Genomic DNA, 16,166 nt, shown 5'->3' on the forward strand with positions numbered 1-16,166 from the left:
CAATTGCGAAACCTTGTCGCGCCTGATCGGTCAGCGCTTCCAAATCGATGCTCCTTCTCTCGAATGCTGGCCGTCGCTATCGACAGGAGGCGGGCGATGAGACCCGTCGGCTTTATCCATGGCTGGCGACCTCATCCAGAGACCCGAGCACTGATCGACAGCGTAAGATCGGTTCTGACCGAATATGAACCCTACGGGCCTTTGACGCTCCGCCAGATATTCTATCGCCTGGTCGGCACTATCGGATACGAGAAGAGCGAACGCGCCTACAAGAAACTGGGCGAAAAGCTTCAAGTCGCCCGTCGTGCCCGATGGATCTCATTTGGCGACATCCGCGACGATGGCGATAGCGTCATCGAGCCCGATGGTTGGCACTCTAGCGACGCGCTAATGGCGACTATCGGCCGTGCGGTGGAAGCCTTCCATCTCTACCCCGACATCGGCCAACCGTTTCGGATCATGCTTCTGTGCGAGGCGGCTGGCATGGTCCCGATGCTGGGGCAGATCGTCGCCAGATATGGCGTCATTGTCCGTTCATCCGGTGGCTTCAGCGGCGTTGCATCAAAACACGCCCTGGCGGAAGACATCGCCGGCCATTTCGATAGGTTCAAGCGCCCGACTGCCATTCTGCACATCGGCGACTACGATCCGAGTGGCGAACACATCTTCCTCAACCTTCAGCGGGATGTCGGCGCCTTTCTCGATGACATAACGGCGGCAGACGTTGCTCTGTTTGAGCGCATCGCCGTCACGCCGGAGCAGATCGAGCGGTTCGGCTTGCCGGCGGCACCGGCGAAGGCCACCGACAACCGCAGTTTTGCCGGCCTGAACGGCGACGGCACTTCCACCGTTCAAGCGGAAGCACTCAGCCCTGGCGTCCTGGCTGAAATCGTGGACGCTGCAATTCGGGCATATTGGCGCCCGGACATCGCCTCGGCGGTCAAGGATCGAGAGGCCGTGGATCGGGCCGAGCTCGGCCGATGGCTTGGGAAGGGCTCACGATGACCGTCCTCTACGAAATCCCTTCGGATGGTAAGCGACAGGTGCGTGTGTGCAAACCGGTCGTCCATGATCTGCCGCCTCCAGCCGCAGCGCTCTGGCATGTCGAGCGCGGCGTGCCGGTCTTTCCCGTGCATTGGGACAAGCATCCGTTGACGCGCCATGGGTATCTCGATGCCAGCCGCGATGCTGAACTTGTCGCTCGATGGTGGGAGCGCTGGCCCATGGCGCTGATCGCCTGCCCGACAGGCGCGCAATCCGGTCTACTGGCCATCGACATCGATATGAAGCCCGGCGGACCGGACGGGGAGCGCCAGTGGAACAAGCTGCTGGTCCGATTTGGCGTTGGCGAGCCGGTAACGCAGATGACGCTGACACCTTCCGGAGGGCGGCACCTGCTTTTCCGCTATCCTGCAGCAGGCGAGGAGATCCGCAACAGCGCGGGCAGGCTTGCGCCGGGGCTCGACGTGCGCGGGCAAGGCGGCTCTATCATCCTGCCGGGATCGCGCAACGCGCTGGGCGTCTATGAGCTGCTTCACGAGGATATAGAGCCTCAAGCGCTACCGGAATGGCTGGCCACCTGTCTGCGGCTGCTGAAGGATATTCTGCCACGCAAAACGCCACAAGGCCCCGCTCAAGCGAATGGCAATGCCGGGCGCGCATGGGCGCTTGCCGCCCTCGATAACGAATGCAGGGTCGTCGCAGGGGCAGCAAAGGGCTGCCGCAACGATCAACTGAACCGGTCCTGTTTTGCCATTGGTCAGATCGTTGGGGCGGGACTGTTGGCAGAAAGCGAGGCCAACGAGCATCTGTGGCACGCTGCCATGGCCTGTGGCCTCCCGAATTTCGAGGCAAGCGGCACGATCCGATCCGGGATGAAGTCTGGGATGGCAAATCCACGGTATCCGGCGGAGGCGTCCGATGCCTGACAATCTCAAATGGACCGATAACGGGCCGCAGCCGGGGGAGGACGATTTCACACCGCCCTCGCGCGAAAGGGACAGCAACCGGAATTTCGGGCCGCGTGAGCCCGGCTGCGTGGGAATGCCTGATGCCGCTCAGCCGCGCCATGCCAGACACAAGCCCTATCACGGCCTCGCGACTTCATCCGCCTTCATCAACGGCATGACGCCCCCGGATTACCTTGTGGACGGCCTTGTGCAGCGGGGTTGTGCCTATACGCTGACCGGCAACACCGGCCATTGCAAGACGTTGCTGGCAGTCCTAGCGGCCATCAACGTCGCACGCGGCGGCTGGTTCCTTGGTCGCCAGTGCCGCAAGGGCACCGTAGCGTTCTTCGCGGGCGAAAATCCCGACAACGTTCGCTACCAGTTTTACGCCATGTGTCACTTGCTGGGGGTGCGGCCCGATGATCTCGACATTCTTTGGCATGCTGGCGTTTTCTCGATTGCCGGGATGATGGATAGGGTGAAAGCCGACCTTGCCGGTCATCCCGAACTGGCACTCTGCATCTTCGACAGCCTGCAAGCTTTTTTCACAGGCGACGATGACAATGCCAACGTTGCGATGCTGAACCTTGCCGCTGGTTTTCGCGACCTGATGGCGGATCATCCCAACAAGCCAAGCGGCCTCATCATCGCTCACCCGGTCAAGAGGGCCGCCAGGGATAACCTCCTGCCACGCGGCGGCGGCGCGCTGACCAACGAACTGGACGGCAATTTCACCGCATGGCTGGACGCGGAAAGCGGCATCGGAGAATTGCACTGGCAAGGCAAGTTCCGGGGCGTGCCGTTCGATCCGATCAAGTTCGAGATCGCCGTCATCAAGCCGGAGGGGCTGGTGGACGCCGATGGGGAGACAATGCCCATTACCGTCGTCAAGCCGCTTGGCGAACGGCGAGAGGGTGAATTGCGGGCGGCTGCCGACAAGGCGGATATCCAGATACTTGCCGCCATCGAGGCCAATCCCGCCATAACCGAATATAGTCTGCATATGGATCTGAACATTCCCCGCCGCATCGTTAAAAATTCCATGGCGTCGATGGCCAGGGACAAGCTGTTCAGAACATTCCGGGGCAACAAAAAGAGGCTGACCTTGCTTGGCAAAAAGACCCTCCTCGAACATGGAATACAACCGTCTGAAATTGCGCGCCAATAGCGCGACCAAGTTTGTGTAAAAGAGAAAGTCTTTTGCACGCCTAGTCGGGGCAAAATTGTACGCTCGAATAGGCAATTGAATAGACGTGCAGTGATGGTAATTTTTATTAATTATATCATGATGTTGCGAGAAAAATAGGCGTACATTGATGTGTACAGTGAACGCTTGGCGGACGTGGTAGTGTTGTACACATCCCATCCCTATAAGGGATGGATGTACAACTACACTCCGCGTTTGGCCGATTTCCGTGCAAGGAGAGGGCAAAGTCAGCCACTGGAAAGGAGCTTTGCAATGGCCTGCGCAACTGATGTCCAGACGGATGTTGGCGAGCCTGCCTCAATCGCGTATCCTTGCCCCATGCCAGCGCTTTCGAACCAACGACAGGAAGGTTTCTGCCGCCTCATCAGCCGGGGGGAAGCAGCGTCGCGGGCCTATGGTGCCATCTATCATGTCACCGGCAACAACGCGGAAGCCGCAGCTTCTCGCCTGTTAAGAAATATCAAGGTGATCGACCGAGTGGCGGAACTGAAGGGCGCGGCGGCAAAACGGACATTGAAGACCGTCGAAATTTTGGTCGATCAACTCGATGAGGTCATTGTTTTTGCAAGACAATGCAACAATCCGTCCGCCATGGTTGCCGCCATTGCGCAGCAGGCGAAGCTACTCGGACTGGAGGCGCCAAGGCAGCTTGAGGTGATGCATCGCCCGGCACCGCTGCCGACAAGTGTGCTGGAACTTAGTGAAGAGGAATGGACGGCGCAGTTTTCTAAAGGGCCTGGCCCAAGGGCCGCTTTGACCGAGGGTGCCAAACGACTGAAGGCGGAGAAGCGAAAACTGAACGGCCGCGCCCCGCCCGAACCTGCCGCCATCGCTTTCGATGCGGACCATGAGGCCGCAGCGCCAACCGTGGGAGTGATCGATCTTGGTTGACACGGTCGCGATAGCCGCCGCCCTTTCGAAACTGGAGGAAGCGGTGATCGAATTCGGGCAATCGCTCTACGGCATACCATTGATGATGCCTGTAAGACGCCGAGTGGGACGCAATGTATGATTGTTCGAGGGATCGACTTCACTTCTAATCCTAGCAAGAGCAAGCCGCTCACGTGTTTTGAGGGCTTACTGGACGGCGAAATACTCATGTTCAAAGAGCATTCCCGTTGGCATACTGTCGAAGAATTTGAGATCGCACTTTCGTCGCCGGGTCCTTGGATCGCTGGCATTGACTTCCCTTTTGGTCAGGCACGCAGATTTGTCGAAAACATCGGATGGCCGCGCATATGGGAAGATTATGTGAGGCTTGTCGGAACACTCAGCAAACCAGAATTCCGCGATACCTTGGAAGAGTACAAACGCGATCGCCCCTACGGCGACAAAGAGCACAGGCGCGAGACGGATGTTGTTGCTCGGTCAATCAGTCCGCAAAAACTCTACGGGGTTCCCGTAGCCCTAATGTTCTATGAAGGCGCGCCGAGACTATTGAACGCTGCAGTAACCATTCCTGGGCTTCGTACAGGTGATCCACAAAGAATTGTTGTCGAGGCTTATCCGGGCGTGCTTGCACGCCAACTCATCGGCAAACGTGCGTACAAGCACGACAATCCCAAATTCCAGTCTAGCGAGCACTATGAGGCGCGGACTGAGATGATGGAGATGATCGTGAGCGGCTACCTTAAATCAAGCCATGGAGTTGAAGTCGAAGCACCAATGGAACTTGCTGATGATCCCAGCGGGGATGACCTAGATGCCTTAATGTGCGCAATTCAAGCGGCCTGGGCGTGGAATATGAGGTCGGAGAACTATGGTATGCCCCGCGATCATGACGGACTTGAAGGCTGGATCGCGGATCCAAAAGCTTGCGGGACCGGGGTTCGTCCGACGATAAGCAAAATCCTGCCGGCAAGGCCAACACCTAAATGGGACACACCGAAAGAAACGATTGCCATGAGGTGCGCTGTCAAGCCGAACTCCTCTCCTCATCAAGATTTTTCAGAGACGCAAATCAGCGAACCTCCTGAGATCGCTAAAATCTCAAGTAAAAGACCATTCATGGAACGGCTGGGCTTTCTCATCGGAAATTACATCAGGAGATTTCGCTAGAGATCGATGCATGACGATACACCCTGCTGATTTCTGCTAGAGCATTGAAATCCGGTAGCTATTGTCCGGCGTTGTCTCTTTGCTCATCGTCATCCCTTAGTTTAGAGAGTGACGCTAAGCTGCAGCCAGTAAAATTTTCTTGCTAGTCCACGATCGAACAGCGCTGCGACAAACCTACCAAGCAAGATTGGGCGCGCGTCGTTTTCTCTCGCGTCAATTTGGACAATGGTGTATCGTTTGCTCAAGGAAATAATACGAACAACTGGATGGATGCTCTGAGAAACAAGGCAAACATCAATGCTGTGGCCTATCTCCGGACCTCCAGTTCGACGAACGTCGGACCGGACAAGGACAGCGAGAGGCGGCAGCGCGAAGCTATCGACGCCTTTGCCAAGGCCGCCGGTTACGAGATCGTGGACAGCTATTACGATGCAGCGGTTTCCGGCGCCGATGCCGTGACCGAGCGGCCCGGGTTCTCTTCAATGCTGGAACGGCTACTGTCCAATGGCGTCCGCACAATCCTTGTCGAGACCGCCAGCCGTTTTGCTCGTGACCTCATCGTGCAGGAAACCGGCCACGCGATGCTGAAGGCGCGCGGCATCGATCTGATCGCCGTGGACAGCCCGGACAGTTTCGTGGCCGACACGCCGACTGCCAAACTTATTCGACAGGTACTCGGAGCAGTGTCGGAATTCGAGAAGGCTATGCTGGTTGAGAAATTACGCGGTGCCCGTGAGCGCAAGCGCCGCGAGACGGGCAAGAAGGTCGGAGGTCGGAAGAATTATGCCGAGATTGAGGGGGGTTCTGAGATGATCGCGCTGGCCAGAAAACTTCATCGCTACCCGGTAAATGGCAAGCGCCGCTCGCTGAACGAGATCGCCGATGCGCTGGCAGAGGCGGGTTATGTGTCCAGCGCCGGAACCCGATATACCCGAGCGGCGGTCTCGCGCATGATCGAGCGTCAGAAGGGCGGTGTGTGATGGATCCGCATCCCCTGTGCTACACGATTTTTCGTATCAACGACGGCGGTGAAGGTCAGGTCTTTGCCAGCCTCGAGGCTGCGCTCGAGCGTGCCGTCGAGGTGATCGAGTTAGGCTATACCGATGTGGTTAACATCCGTCAGTGTGAAAGCCACCCAATGTCACTGGTGCTGTTCGTCGACCTGGTCAACAACGCCGCCGCATGGTGTGCCCCAGTCGCGTGTTGTCAGGACGATCACACATCAGGCCGAGACGATGCAATGAGAGGATCGACCAAGTGGAGCAGAAGGGTCGGCCAAAGCGAGGCTCGATTGTGTCGGTGCGATCGCCACGGCCAGCCGCCGAGCAACGTAGACCCCGACCAGGGATACCATCCCCCCGGGGCCATCTCGGATGGCGGGGGTGGTTGGTAAAAGGGTCCCCCTGAACACCCAGATGCTACGGGTTCAGTTGTGATCCCTCGCAATACTGGGCAAATTATTGAAGTCAAGCGGGGGCCGATGTTCGCGTTCCAGCGCACGCGTTTGGTCTTCGAGCACCTTGGCGTCGACGCAAGCCATGGACGCGGGGCCGATAGTCGCCCCTGAACAGTCGGTCGCCGCGCCGGCGCTGAATTCAACGGCATAACGGTGGTATGAGGCATTATAGATCGACACCCATCCCCATACGCACGCAATGGCGGCTGCCAAGATAATCAGCGCCAATTTCCAGAAGCGCCAAACCATGTAGGCAAAGCCGCAAGCGGCAATCACGCCAAGCGCCGGCAGGAAACCGTCAAGAAAGGTCATTGCCTGCCCTCACAGGAACGGTTGGAGCCCGGCAAGAAGGACGGCGCACCCAAGCGCTGTCACCTTGTCACCTTGTCGATGCCGTTGCGGCGGCAGTTCGTCACCCATTGTTCGGTGCGGCCCAACAGCGGCGCGGCATCGCCTTGTTTGTTGATCTTGCCGGCAACCTGCATGAGCGCCAGCCATGCCTTGAATTCTTCCGGCTTCATAGATCGTCCTTCCGATGTTTCCAACGCATCCAGCCAATAAGGGTGGCTGCGCCCACAAGGCTTGCAACGCCGCCCGCGATTCCGGAAAGCGTCATACTGGTTGCCCATGCGGCAAATTCAGGCCCGGTCATGTGCCCGACATCACTTTGTAGATGGTGTAGACGACCGCGCCGACCACCGTGTCGATCACTGCGTTGATCCAGTGCGCGAGGATGACGGCGACGGTGATCAATATCAGCGTGTCGCCGTGGCTGCTGATCACGTCGATGATGTGTTGTACGGTCATGGTCATCAATTCCTCAATACCGCCAGAGCGATGCGGTCCATCTGTTCGCACATCGGCCCGATATGGTCCGGTGATCGCAATCGATTTTCCTCATAGTGAGCGAGCGCTTCGGCTTGCAATTCATCGGGATCAAATCCGTCATTCCGGGCTACCTGCTTGACAAAAGTCATCAAGACGGCGGCTTTGATGCCGTTGATTTGTGAGCATTCACGACTGGCAAAGATTGCCATTGTGATATTGAGCGTGTCGTCCTCACGCGGCGTAGTGCCGTCGTCGGCGAAAGCGCTTGTTGTGAGCGCCGCAATGATCGCGGTGGATGCAAGAAGATGTTTCATGACAATACCTCCGTGACCGTGATCACGACGCGCGTCTCGGCGGTGAATTTGACCAAGAGCTGCTCCTTTCCGTCATCACCGATGGCGAACAGCGCGAAATTGAAATAGCCCGCAAGGGCAAGCTCCTCGGCCGCCCGCGCCGCCTCGTCCCGCGCGAAGGCGGGGACGCTTTCGAATATGACGTTGCGAATGCGATGGCGGCCAGTGCCGTCGTCCGCTACGAGGATGAAGTTTTTCAATATGTCCACGATCACGCCCCCATCTCAAGATTGTCGGCCAATGGACGGACGACGTCGTGCCAGATGGCTTCGCAGGCGTGGCTGGCGGTGTAGTCAGACACCACGCCATAGTCGTCTTTGCCATAGGCCAGACAAAACCAGCCCACTTTGTCCCCGTCCGCATTGCGTAAAAGCAGGCGATCCTCGTCGGCGGTGAACAGTGATGCGAAGATATCGCCACAGCTGCGGGAACGGGCAAGCGTCCATTTTTCGCCGTCGTAAACGCTGATCGTCATGCGATTGGCGATTGCGTGTATGACGATGGCGCTGACGATCTTGCGCTCCATTTCGATGCGCTCCGCCGTGGCGACCTCGCCTCGTGCCATCGCCTCGGCGATGGTGCGCTTGAAATTGTTGGTTTCGATCGTGGTCATGCCTGTTGCCCTAGAAGCGGTTGCGGATCATGTTGTTTTCGGTGTTTTGGTAGGACTGCTGGATCGCCATCTGCCCTTACACGGCCGCCATGCAGCGGAGCGAGCGGTTCTGATCGGTCATCATCCGGCATGCCACGGGCTTCCTGCCGGCTGCATGCCGTAGCGGTCTGCGTGGCCTTTAGATGAGAATATTCGCGGCCCGAAGTTTGCTCTTGCACGCCAATCGCTTGGGGCCGCGTGCCAAATGGCAAAATTTTTCATAGCAAGACAAGCCGGTGAATATCACGCAACTCTGAAGCAGCCCAAAGGCAAGCCACCGCTCGGCTCGGCGCATCATCGCTACGATCAGCAGGCCGGCGAAGGCCAAGAGCGCGACCCGATTGACGCCGATCCTGAGCACCACCAGGGCAGTGATGCACAGCGCCTTCTTCGTGCCGGCAAAGCCGACGTGCAGTTCGGCATTGAGAACCATATTCCCCAATTCTCCTCAGTCCGATCGACTTCAGAGTGCTCAATATGGATCACAGAGACTTCCTCTACATGCTTAGCCGCGTCGACCGATCAGATCTCCGACCGGCGTCGATCTCTTGAGGTGTGTGAAGTGCGGGTCACGGGAGCCGCCGCCACCCTGTCTGCGCGCTTCTCCCAAGACGCGTCGCCGGTGACACGGCGATAATGACGCGAGCGGCGGCGGCGATCCCGACGATGACCATTACTCCCCAATCTGGTCCGTCGGGAAAACTGCCGGTTTGCAAGATGTCTCCCAAGTGGGTCTTACAGCCACTCACGGGTCGTAACCGGCGGCTTTCGCGGCGCCGTCACCCAACGGACAGAGCAAACCACGACACCACCTCGGATCCGCGCGCTCTTCATGTGGTGCTGCACCAATTACCCAGTTGAGAGAATTGATAGGACTTCTATCGATCTCAAAGTTTGTGGTCTTGTGATCGTGTGACAAAACCTTGCGCCTAGCTGCCATTAAATCGAAAAACTCTTATCCTTCTTTCATGGCGCACGGCGTTTGGAGTTGAGCCGCGCGGTGGCTGGGGCGAGCGCAATTGATCCCGCCAATGGCAATGGAGACAAGTTGGGGAAGTGCGAGAAGGCGATTGCCTGCATGGCCAGTCAGCGTCCAATGACAGGCCGGCCCATCACCAGGCACGAAATTCAAGAATACTTACATGCCGGTGTTGCAGCCGGTGCGGCTGGACCTGTCTGCAACGCCGTACAGTGACAAACAAACACACCGTCTCTGCAGGAGCCCAATATCGCTTTCGATCGATCAAGCGCTTGCGGCCGCAAGACAAAAGTTTGCGTTAAGCTGCCACAGGTTCATAATGCGACTTCTGGTCAGTACTGTGAGGGCAGTCGACGATGACAATACGACCCGAAACAGCCGTCCGAAGACTAACAGCCGTTCCAAATTCGTCGGGGTTGGCTACTCGCCTGGCGGTGAAGCATCTCGAACGTGCCGGAATTGATCCGGCACCGTTGCTTTCGCGGTCGAGCCTGTCGCGTGCGGCCATTGCTGATGGAAACCGCATCCGCGTCAACGCACAGATCCAATTCTTAGAGCTGGTCTCACGCGCCGCCGCAGACGATTGGATCGGGCTAACGCTCGCGAATGAATGCGATTTGCGCGAAATGGGCATGCTTTATTACGTAGCGGCCTCATCGCACCATTTCGGCGATGCGCTCAAGCGCCTCTCAAGATATGTTCGCCTTGGCAACGAGGCCCTCGTGGTGCGATTGAAGGAACGGCCCGTCTGTTTTGTTGAACTTTCCTATGCGGGTGTGCAGCGCAACCAGGACCGTCACCAAATCGAGCTCTTGGCATTTGCCATCTTGCGTTTGTGCCGAAATCTAGTTGGTCGAAATCTCGCGCCGATCAAGGCGAAATTCATTCACCACAGATCCGGCGATTTGAGCCGAGCCCGGAGGCTATTTGGCTGCGAAGTCGAATTCGGCGCGGACGCCGATGAGATATGGTTCGACACCCCAGCAATGGAACTGCCCTTGGTGGCAGGCGACCCGTTTCTCAACGAATTGATCGTGAAGATGTGCGACGAAGCTATTTCGGTGGGCTCAACGAATATCAGCCCGTTTAGGACTGTCGTGGAGAACGCGATCGCGCCGCTCTTGCCGCACGCCGAAGCGACCATAAGGAACGTCGCGAAGCGGCTCGGTCTCAGTGAGCGGACATTTGCTCGCAGACTGGCCGCCGAAGGCCTGAGCTTTGGCGAGGTTTTGGACCAAATGCGGCGGGATCTCGCAATGCGTTACCTTGAGGACGACCTTCAGGCCTCCCGGATCGCTTGGCTCCTTGGCTTTCATCAGCCCAGTTCCTTTAGTCATGCTTGCCGCCGTTGGACCGGAAAAAGCCCATTAGAAATCCGACGTACGCGCAGCAACGCCGCCGCTATTGCGTGGACAACCGCACTTGACGAATGAGCCCCCGACTAGGGCTTCGTGCGTGCAGTGACCCCGCTGTGCACCCCTCAGTTCCGTTGGCAGCTGTTTACGGCATGGTGGTCATGTGAGCGCCCGCGCATCCGTGCGGGAGTACCCCACAACACGCGAAGTTGGTCGCTCAGCGGTTCACAACTCCAACACGTTAACACCGTCGGATTGCACCCGCTTCGGCGTGGCGTTGCGTGGCTGTGGTGCCGGTACCTCAGGCGAGGACGGCTGAGCGGGTGGCGCCGGCGCCTGCGCTTGAGGAGCAGTTGCTTGAGGCGCAATGGCATCACGCATCGTTACAAGCATATCGCCGCAAGACCTCAACGAGACGATTGCGTCGAGCGAGCCCTTAAGATTGTAAGTTCCCATGTTAACGATGGTGATGTATTGAGCTTTGGCCCATCCGTACAAGTCCGCGTTGGTCAAATTATCGATCATGATCTGATGCGGCCCGATAGCCGTTCCAAGATAAGTACCGGATGAGCCAAGCGAAGTGACGACCGGGACCGTGTATTGCTTGCCCACATCCATGTTCACGGACAGAGACGCGAGTGACAGGAACCACCCCTTGATATCGATGCCGAACAGTATCTGGTCGCCACCCTTGTTCGGATAGCTGGTCGACGCAATGCACCTAGGACCCTGGGGGTATGCCCTTATTATCCAGTAGTTGGTTTGCTTGTAGACTACGCCGTCTTCCGCCAATGCCGGGACGACAGCGGTAGTGGCTGCTGTTATTGCGAGCGCCAGCGCGATGATACGTTTCTTCACTTTTCCATTCTTCCGCTTTTGAGCAATAATCGCTTTGTCGTGTGTAATTTGACGATGTGGATCTTGCGGCGTCCGCACGCGCACTGACGGCTTGTCACGCGTTGCAGCGCGATCGGTTGGGCCACAGGTCGCTGGTTGATACATTTTCAGATGCCCGGAACTGGCTGGTTCGGCAACGACCGCACGGCGGGCGTCGATACGGCATTGTTCCAATCTTTAACGCAGGTGAGCGTCTTGACGACAGCGTCGTAGGAACCCGGCAAGTTGTATGTGCCGAGATCACGGCCGTTGTAGTTCAGGTGGAACGACGTCGATTTTGCGAAGGCAGTGATCCCCTTCAATGTGATCCCTTCAAAGGCGATGGCGCCGTCGCCGTAGGCGGTGGCCAGCATGCGCTGTGATCGGTAGTTGTCGAATTGCGCATCCAACCGGTATCGCCCGCCCGCATGAAACATCCCGGTCCACCTGGGTGACGAGATTAGGAAGCCAGTGGCGCCGTTGGAGAAGACCTCAAATCCAACGAAGATCTTTTCGCCGTCCGGCGCGGTATAGTTCGCGTTGGCCATGCACTTGCTTGTCATCGGGATGGCCTTGACCGTCCATCGGCTATTGGACCAGTAATCGATGGCCCCGACGCTGGCGAAAGCGTTGCCGCAGAGCATTACGGAAACGGCGGCAGCTGCCGCCGAGATGAGAATGCGCTTCATTGTGGTCACTCCACTTGGACCGGGACAGGGTCGCAGCCGGCCGGTTGTTTATTATGTTGCTGTGAGCGCTTGACCTGTGATGCCGCCCAGCGTTTCGACGCTGGCGCTCATGCGGACCTAATGCTCGACTCGGACCTGGCGGGACGCCTTCGTTCACCGGTTCCAATCGAAAGGCCAGGTAGATACTTGGCCACTTGCTGGTCACGGCGACACATGATGTTTCAATGCTGGACTGGCAAGATGACTGGCTGCTAACCGCAAACAGTTGGCATCCAAAAGCAACTTTTGGGGGAATTGGTCCGATGGAAGGGAAGCTGCGCCACCACCCAGTCAATGACAAGAAGCGATCGCTAAGTGAGATCGCTGAGGCAGGGTGTTTATCCAGCACCGGAATGCGTTACATCCACATGGCTATGTCGCGGATGCTGGAACGGAAGCTGGAGGTAAAGCAGGGAGGAGCGGCAGCCTCCCCTCCGGGGCGATCGATAGGTAGGGGATGGCAAAATGGGTGCCCCATTCACATAGAAACTCGCCCACCAAAACCCTTCGACGTCTTCCCGCTCGAACGCCATTGAGGCACTCATAACGCGGTTGCGCCGAGGCGCTGCCCAGCTAAACCCGAGACACGCGCCCTTGCGGCAGCATGTGGCGGGCTGGCCTGCAACGGCCGTTCCTGCTCGTAGTTAAAATCCGCTGCGCGATGATAGGCCGCATCGCTGCGCTCGCGTCGCTGAAGTCGATCCTCTGGCAACGTCACAAGCGCAAAGATCAAGGAGGAAATGAGTGATGGCAAAAAGGCGTGAACCACTGAAATACATTACTCTCTTTGCGAAGATCACCCGCCAAGAGCTCCATTTCGGATCGAGTGGTAGCGGCTCCAAAAGTCATCCGTTTCGCATAGCAACGTACATCGAACTTGCGGCGACCTTGGACGAACCATTCAGAGGTGTTTTGAGTGTCGAAGCGTCGCTTTCGGAGGCAGTGGTCGGTATCCAAGGCGAAACCCGTATTGGGATGGTACACCGAACTAAACCGATGATCTACGTTGGGTTGTCGGCGGACACAAAGGCATGTGATCGTTTAGTGTCGGTTATCGCAGCGCAACGCCTAACTGATTTGTATCTAACGATAGAGCCGCCGCGATACGGCAAGGCATGGGTTCTTAACTGGCAACTCCGGACGGCACCCGAGTTACAGTGAGAATTCTATGGTCGAAAATCAGTGAGGTGGAATGTAGACGGCTAGACGGGCTGCTACCCCCAAGCTGTTGGTACACCGGTGAAGTCCTCAGGCGCAAGTTTGTCTGGCGCGCCCACCTAAAACGCCGCGACTCATGGGTTTATCGGTCTCGCGGCAGCTAAGCGCAAATTTTTGTCACGGCGCAACAAGACCTTGATCAATCGAAGACGTAGATGGCTCCGGCAACGACGATGTAACGCGCACCGCATTTGTGAAGGCCGGATTGGGTTAGCTTTTCCCTTGTCGCAAGGTGCGCTGGATTGTCCCAATTTCAAGGGCAGCATTGCCAAAACACAACACGATTTCACGTAGTGGGACGCCTAACGGCATCGCGCTCTGACATCACCACAGGGAAGCCACATTGCGATGAAATTGCCTCTAATCGCCTCGCTTATCGCTGTCGCCTGTAGCCTTTCGGGCTGCATCCACGAAGCCATCAGCCATCAAATCCACGACAAGGGCGACGACGCGAGATGCCAGAGCTACGGCGCGAAACCAGGCACCGAAGCGTACATGAACTGCCGCCTGACGACAGACGCCAATCGGTCGATGGACCGCATGTCGATAGCCCAGCGGCAGATGGCCATCCAAGGCGCGATGAACAGCGCCTACGCTAACGTCCACCCTTTCACCTACTAGGCCATTACGCTCCACCGCGACTTCAATTTACCCTAACCTCGGAGCGGAAGCGAAGGCGAAGTAGGTGGCACTCCCGGGTCTTCGGCGGGCAGGGGATGGCGAAAATGGGCCCCGCCAACCCCAAAAATAACGCGCATGAAGACGAGGCTTCCAATAGTACTGCCTCGCGGCCTTGCCTCCCGCGACATGGCCGCTGTTCCGGCCACAGAGGCCCGGCAGGATAGGGTCTTGATACTTCGGTCCTACGGGCTCTTCAATGGAAAGCGAAAGCGTACCGTGAGCCCACACGCCAGCTTGCCAATTTTCTAGGCGACCTGTGCTCGATTGCCCGCTCATCGCCAACTTCCGTGTCTCACCGATTCTTGTGCATCGATGTCGCAGGTCGCAGCTTTGCGCCCGGGGGGAGTGGTCGACGCAACGTTGGCGAAGATGCCAACGGACACCTTCACCTAGTAGGCGCCAATACATCGTTTGCTATTGATTGTCGTTGTCGAATACGAATTACTTCGCTCATCGGTTAGGGAGAGAGTTACCTATGTCTTGGGGTTTCGAACGCGGTCGGGCTTACAACCGTCGGCTGGATATTCACGGCCGTTTCGGCGGCCAACGGCAGGGCGGCATTATCACGCCGCAGCGAACAGTTTGTTGGTTATGATCACTGGAGACGAAGGGCTCGCGCACGGCTACACTCTGAAACTAAGGGCCTGCATTCCCTCAGTTAACGAAATTTGTTTAAGTCCCGCACAGGCAACGCGACGCCCGATTGACTCTGGCTGCCCGGAACTTTCACTTATGTTCGAACGCAAAATCTTGGAGGTATACTTTGTCCGCGCATGCCCATGGCATTGACGTTATTCCTGATATTCACGCTGATATCGATCGCCTCACTCGAACACTTGCCTATCTTGGGTATCAGGAAAAAGAACAAGCTTGGACCCATCCCGAAGGGCGTATCGCTGCTTTCCTCGGCGACTTCATCGACATGGGAACACAGAACGCCGCAGTCATTTCCTTGGTCCGTGCTATGCAACAACGTGGCAACGCCGTGGCGATCATGGGCAATCACGAACTGAACGCCCTACTTTACCACGAGCCCGGCGCAAACTCCGATGGGACGAATGACGGGTACATGCGGGCGCACAACGACAAGAACACCCTCCAGCACCAAACGTTCCTAGAGGAATTTCCACTGGGTCATCCGCGGACACGGGATGTTCTTGACTGGTTTCTGACACTCCCCGTGTTCCTGGACTTTCCGGGATTGAGACTGATCCATGCCTGTTGGGATAGCATGCACACCGAAACAATTCGGGAGAGAAATCCAGACGGGCGATTACGGCGATCCGATCTGCGGGAACTGGCATTCGAAGATCAGGCGACGCCATTTGCGAAAGCCGTGCTGACGGTCTTGAAGGGACCAGAGGCGGAACTGCCCTCTCCGTACAGCTTCTTCGATACTAAAGGGCACCGGCGAAGCGCTGTGCGCCTGAATTGGTGGCAACCCAGTGCAGGAACATGGCGCGCGGCGGCGCTTTCGGTTCCGAGCCCAAGCGACCTCCCCGATACACCCGTGACAGATGTCATGAAGATCAACTTCTATGAAGCTGACCAAAAGCCCGTCTTTTTCGGGCACTACAAGCGCCTCGGGCAACCAGTGCTGGACACGTCAAACGCGCTGTGCCTTGACTACCAGCATCAGCCCAGCGCTTATCGTTGGGATGGCGAGACCGAGTTAAGCGGCGAAAGACTGATCTCAATCCCGATGCCTCGTAGCGGCTGACGGGTTGTCATTCTTGCCCTCCGATGGGCGCATGCACCACGCAATCACTGTCCGTCAAGTTCGGCGTGCATGCCCTCAAAGCTTTAGTAGATGCGCTGGAGCTCGT

Annotated in this window: 20 protein-coding genes; 11 read left to right on the forward strand and 9 right to left on the reverse strand. The window is 57.5% G+C overall.

All coding sequences use genetic code 11. The features are described from left to right. The first annotated feature begins 96 nt into the window (after positions 1–96). From PY649_RS05895 to PY649_RS05925, 7 genes are all read left to right on the forward strand, one after another. Positions 97–1,005 carry a hypothetical protein gene (locus PY649_RS05895; protein WP_285867275.1) on the forward strand — a complete coding sequence of 303 codons (909 nt, stop codon included), beginning with the start codon at positions 97–99 and terminating at the stop codon, positions 1,003–1,005. Further along, positions 1,002–1,928 carry a bifunctional DNA primase/polymerase gene (locus PY649_RS05900; RefSeq protein WP_285867277.1) on the forward strand — a complete coding sequence of 309 codons (927 nt, stop codon included), beginning with the start codon at positions 1,002–1,004 and terminating at the stop codon, positions 1,926–1,928. Before PY649_RS05895 ends, PY649_RS05900 begins: the two co-directional genes overlap by 4 nt. Next, positions 1,921–3,117: an AAA family ATPase gene (locus PY649_RS05905; RefSeq protein WP_285867278.1), complete on the forward strand. Its 1,197-nt coding sequence runs from the start codon at positions 1,921–1,923 to the stop codon at positions 3,115–3,117. The genes PY649_RS05900 and PY649_RS05905 overlap by 8 nt, the downstream gene beginning before the upstream one ends. 150 nt (positions 3,118–3,267) lie before the next feature. Then, the gene (locus PY649_RS05910; RefSeq protein ID WP_285867279.1) at positions 3,268–4,047 is read left to right on the forward strand and encodes a terminase small subunit; all 780 of its coding nucleotides are present in this window, start codon (positions 3,268–3,270) and stop codon (positions 4,045–4,047) included. A gap of 207 nt (positions 4,048–4,254) precedes the next feature. Continuing rightward, on the forward strand, positions 4,255–5,214 hold the full coding sequence (locus PY649_RS05915) for a DUF429 domain-containing protein (RefSeq protein ID WP_285867280.1): 960 nt from the start codon (positions 4,255–4,257) through the stop codon (positions 5,212–5,214). A gap of 266 nt (positions 5,215–5,480) precedes the next feature. Next, positions 5,481–6,194, forward strand: a complete 714-nt coding sequence (locus PY649_RS05920; protein ID WP_285867281.1) for a recombinase family protein — start codon at positions 5,481–5,483, stop codon at positions 6,192–6,194. Continuing rightward, positions 6,194–6,607, forward strand: a complete 414-nt coding sequence (locus tag PY649_RS05925) for a hypothetical protein (RefSeq protein ID WP_285867282.1) — start codon at positions 6,194–6,196, stop codon at positions 6,605–6,607. Before PY649_RS05920 ends, PY649_RS05925 begins: the two co-directional genes overlap by 1 nt. 33 nt (positions 6,608–6,640) lie before the next feature. On the opposite strand, the gene PY649_RS05930 is transcribed toward PY649_RS05925, so the two are convergent. The 7 genes from PY649_RS05930 to PY649_RS05960 all read right to left on the reverse strand — a co-directional run bounded on the left by PY649_RS05930 (position 6,641) and on the right by PY649_RS05960 (position 8,936). Next, positions 6,641–6,982, reverse strand: a complete 342-nt coding sequence (locus PY649_RS05930; RefSeq protein ID WP_285867283.1) for a hypothetical protein — start codon at positions 6,980–6,982, stop codon at positions 6,641–6,643. Between the two features lie 59 nt (positions 6,983–7,041). Next, positions 7,042–7,191 (reverse strand): hypothetical protein, encoded by a 150-nt coding sequence (locus tag PY649_RS05935; protein ID WP_285867284.1) that lies wholly within the window; start codon positions 7,189–7,191, stop codon positions 7,042–7,044. A 127-nt stretch (positions 7,192–7,318) separates the two neighbouring features. Next, positions 7,319–7,477 (reverse strand): hypothetical protein, encoded by a 159-nt coding sequence (locus tag PY649_RS05940; RefSeq protein WP_285867285.1) that lies wholly within the window; start codon positions 7,475–7,477, stop codon positions 7,319–7,321. A gap of 5 nt (positions 7,478–7,482) precedes the next feature. After that, positions 7,483–7,812, reverse strand: coding sequence for a hypothetical protein (locus tag PY649_RS05945; RefSeq protein WP_285867286.1), 330 nt, complete (start codon positions 7,810–7,812; stop codon positions 7,483–7,485). Next, entirely contained in the window at positions 7,809–8,060 is a 252-nt protein-coding gene (locus tag PY649_RS05950; RefSeq protein WP_285867287.1) for a hypothetical protein, read from the reverse strand. Before PY649_RS05950 ends, PY649_RS05945 begins: the two co-directional genes overlap by 4 nt. Positions 8,061–8,062: 2 nt before the next feature. Further along, entirely contained in the window at positions 8,063–8,464 is a 402-nt protein-coding gene (locus PY649_RS05955) for a hypothetical protein (RefSeq protein ID WP_285867288.1), read from the reverse strand. Positions 8,465–8,642: 178 nt separating this feature from the next. Then, the gene (locus PY649_RS05960) at positions 8,643–8,936 is read right to left on the reverse strand and encodes a hypothetical protein (RefSeq protein ID WP_285867289.1); all 294 of its coding nucleotides are present in this window, start codon (positions 8,934–8,936) and stop codon (positions 8,643–8,645) included. Positions 8,937–9,916: 980 nt separating this feature from the next. Between PY649_RS05960 and PY649_RS05965 the strand changes: the two genes are divergently transcribed. Next, on the forward strand, positions 9,917–10,915 hold the full coding sequence (locus PY649_RS05965) for an AraC family transcriptional regulator (protein WP_285867290.1): 999 nt from the start codon (positions 9,917–9,919) through the stop codon (positions 10,913–10,915). A 147-nt stretch (positions 10,916–11,062) separates the two neighbouring features. Here PY649_RS05965 and PY649_RS05970 read toward each other — a convergent pair whose 3' ends face one another. Together PY649_RS05970 and PY649_RS05975 are read right to left on the reverse strand one after the other, a co-directional pair. Beyond that, positions 11,063–11,839, reverse strand: a complete 777-nt coding sequence (locus PY649_RS05970) for a hypothetical protein (RefSeq protein ID WP_285867291.1) — start codon at positions 11,837–11,839, stop codon at positions 11,063–11,065. 2 nt (positions 11,840–11,841) lie between these two features. After that, positions 11,842–12,402, reverse strand: coding sequence for a hypothetical protein (locus PY649_RS05975; protein ID WP_285867292.1), 561 nt, complete (start codon positions 12,400–12,402; stop codon positions 11,842–11,844). Positions 12,403–13,188: 786 nt separating this feature from the next. Here PY649_RS05975 and PY649_RS05980 point away from each other — a divergent pair. The 3 genes from PY649_RS05980 to PY649_RS05990 all read left to right on the forward strand — a co-directional run bounded on the left by PY649_RS05980 (position 13,189) and on the right by PY649_RS05990 (position 16,060). Continuing rightward, positions 13,189–13,602, forward strand: a complete 414-nt coding sequence (locus tag PY649_RS05980) for a hypothetical protein (RefSeq protein WP_285867293.1) — start codon at positions 13,189–13,191, stop codon at positions 13,600–13,602. Positions 13,603–14,007: 405 nt separating this feature from the next. Then, on the forward strand, positions 14,008–14,280 hold the full coding sequence (locus PY649_RS05985; protein WP_285867294.1) for a hypothetical protein: 273 nt from the start codon (positions 14,008–14,010) through the stop codon (positions 14,278–14,280). A gap of 823 nt (positions 14,281–15,103) precedes the next feature. Next, on the forward strand, positions 15,104–16,060 hold the full coding sequence (locus PY649_RS05990) for a metallophosphoesterase (RefSeq protein ID WP_285867295.1): 957 nt from the start codon (positions 15,104–15,106) through the stop codon (positions 16,058–16,060). Positions 16,061–16,166: the final 106 nt, after the last annotated feature.

The sequence above is a fragment of the Rhizobium mayense genome (assembly GCF_030272705.1).
GTDB classification, from domain to species: domain Bacteria; phylum Pseudomonadota; class Alphaproteobacteria; order Rhizobiales; family Rhizobiaceae; genus Rhizobium; species Rhizobium mayense.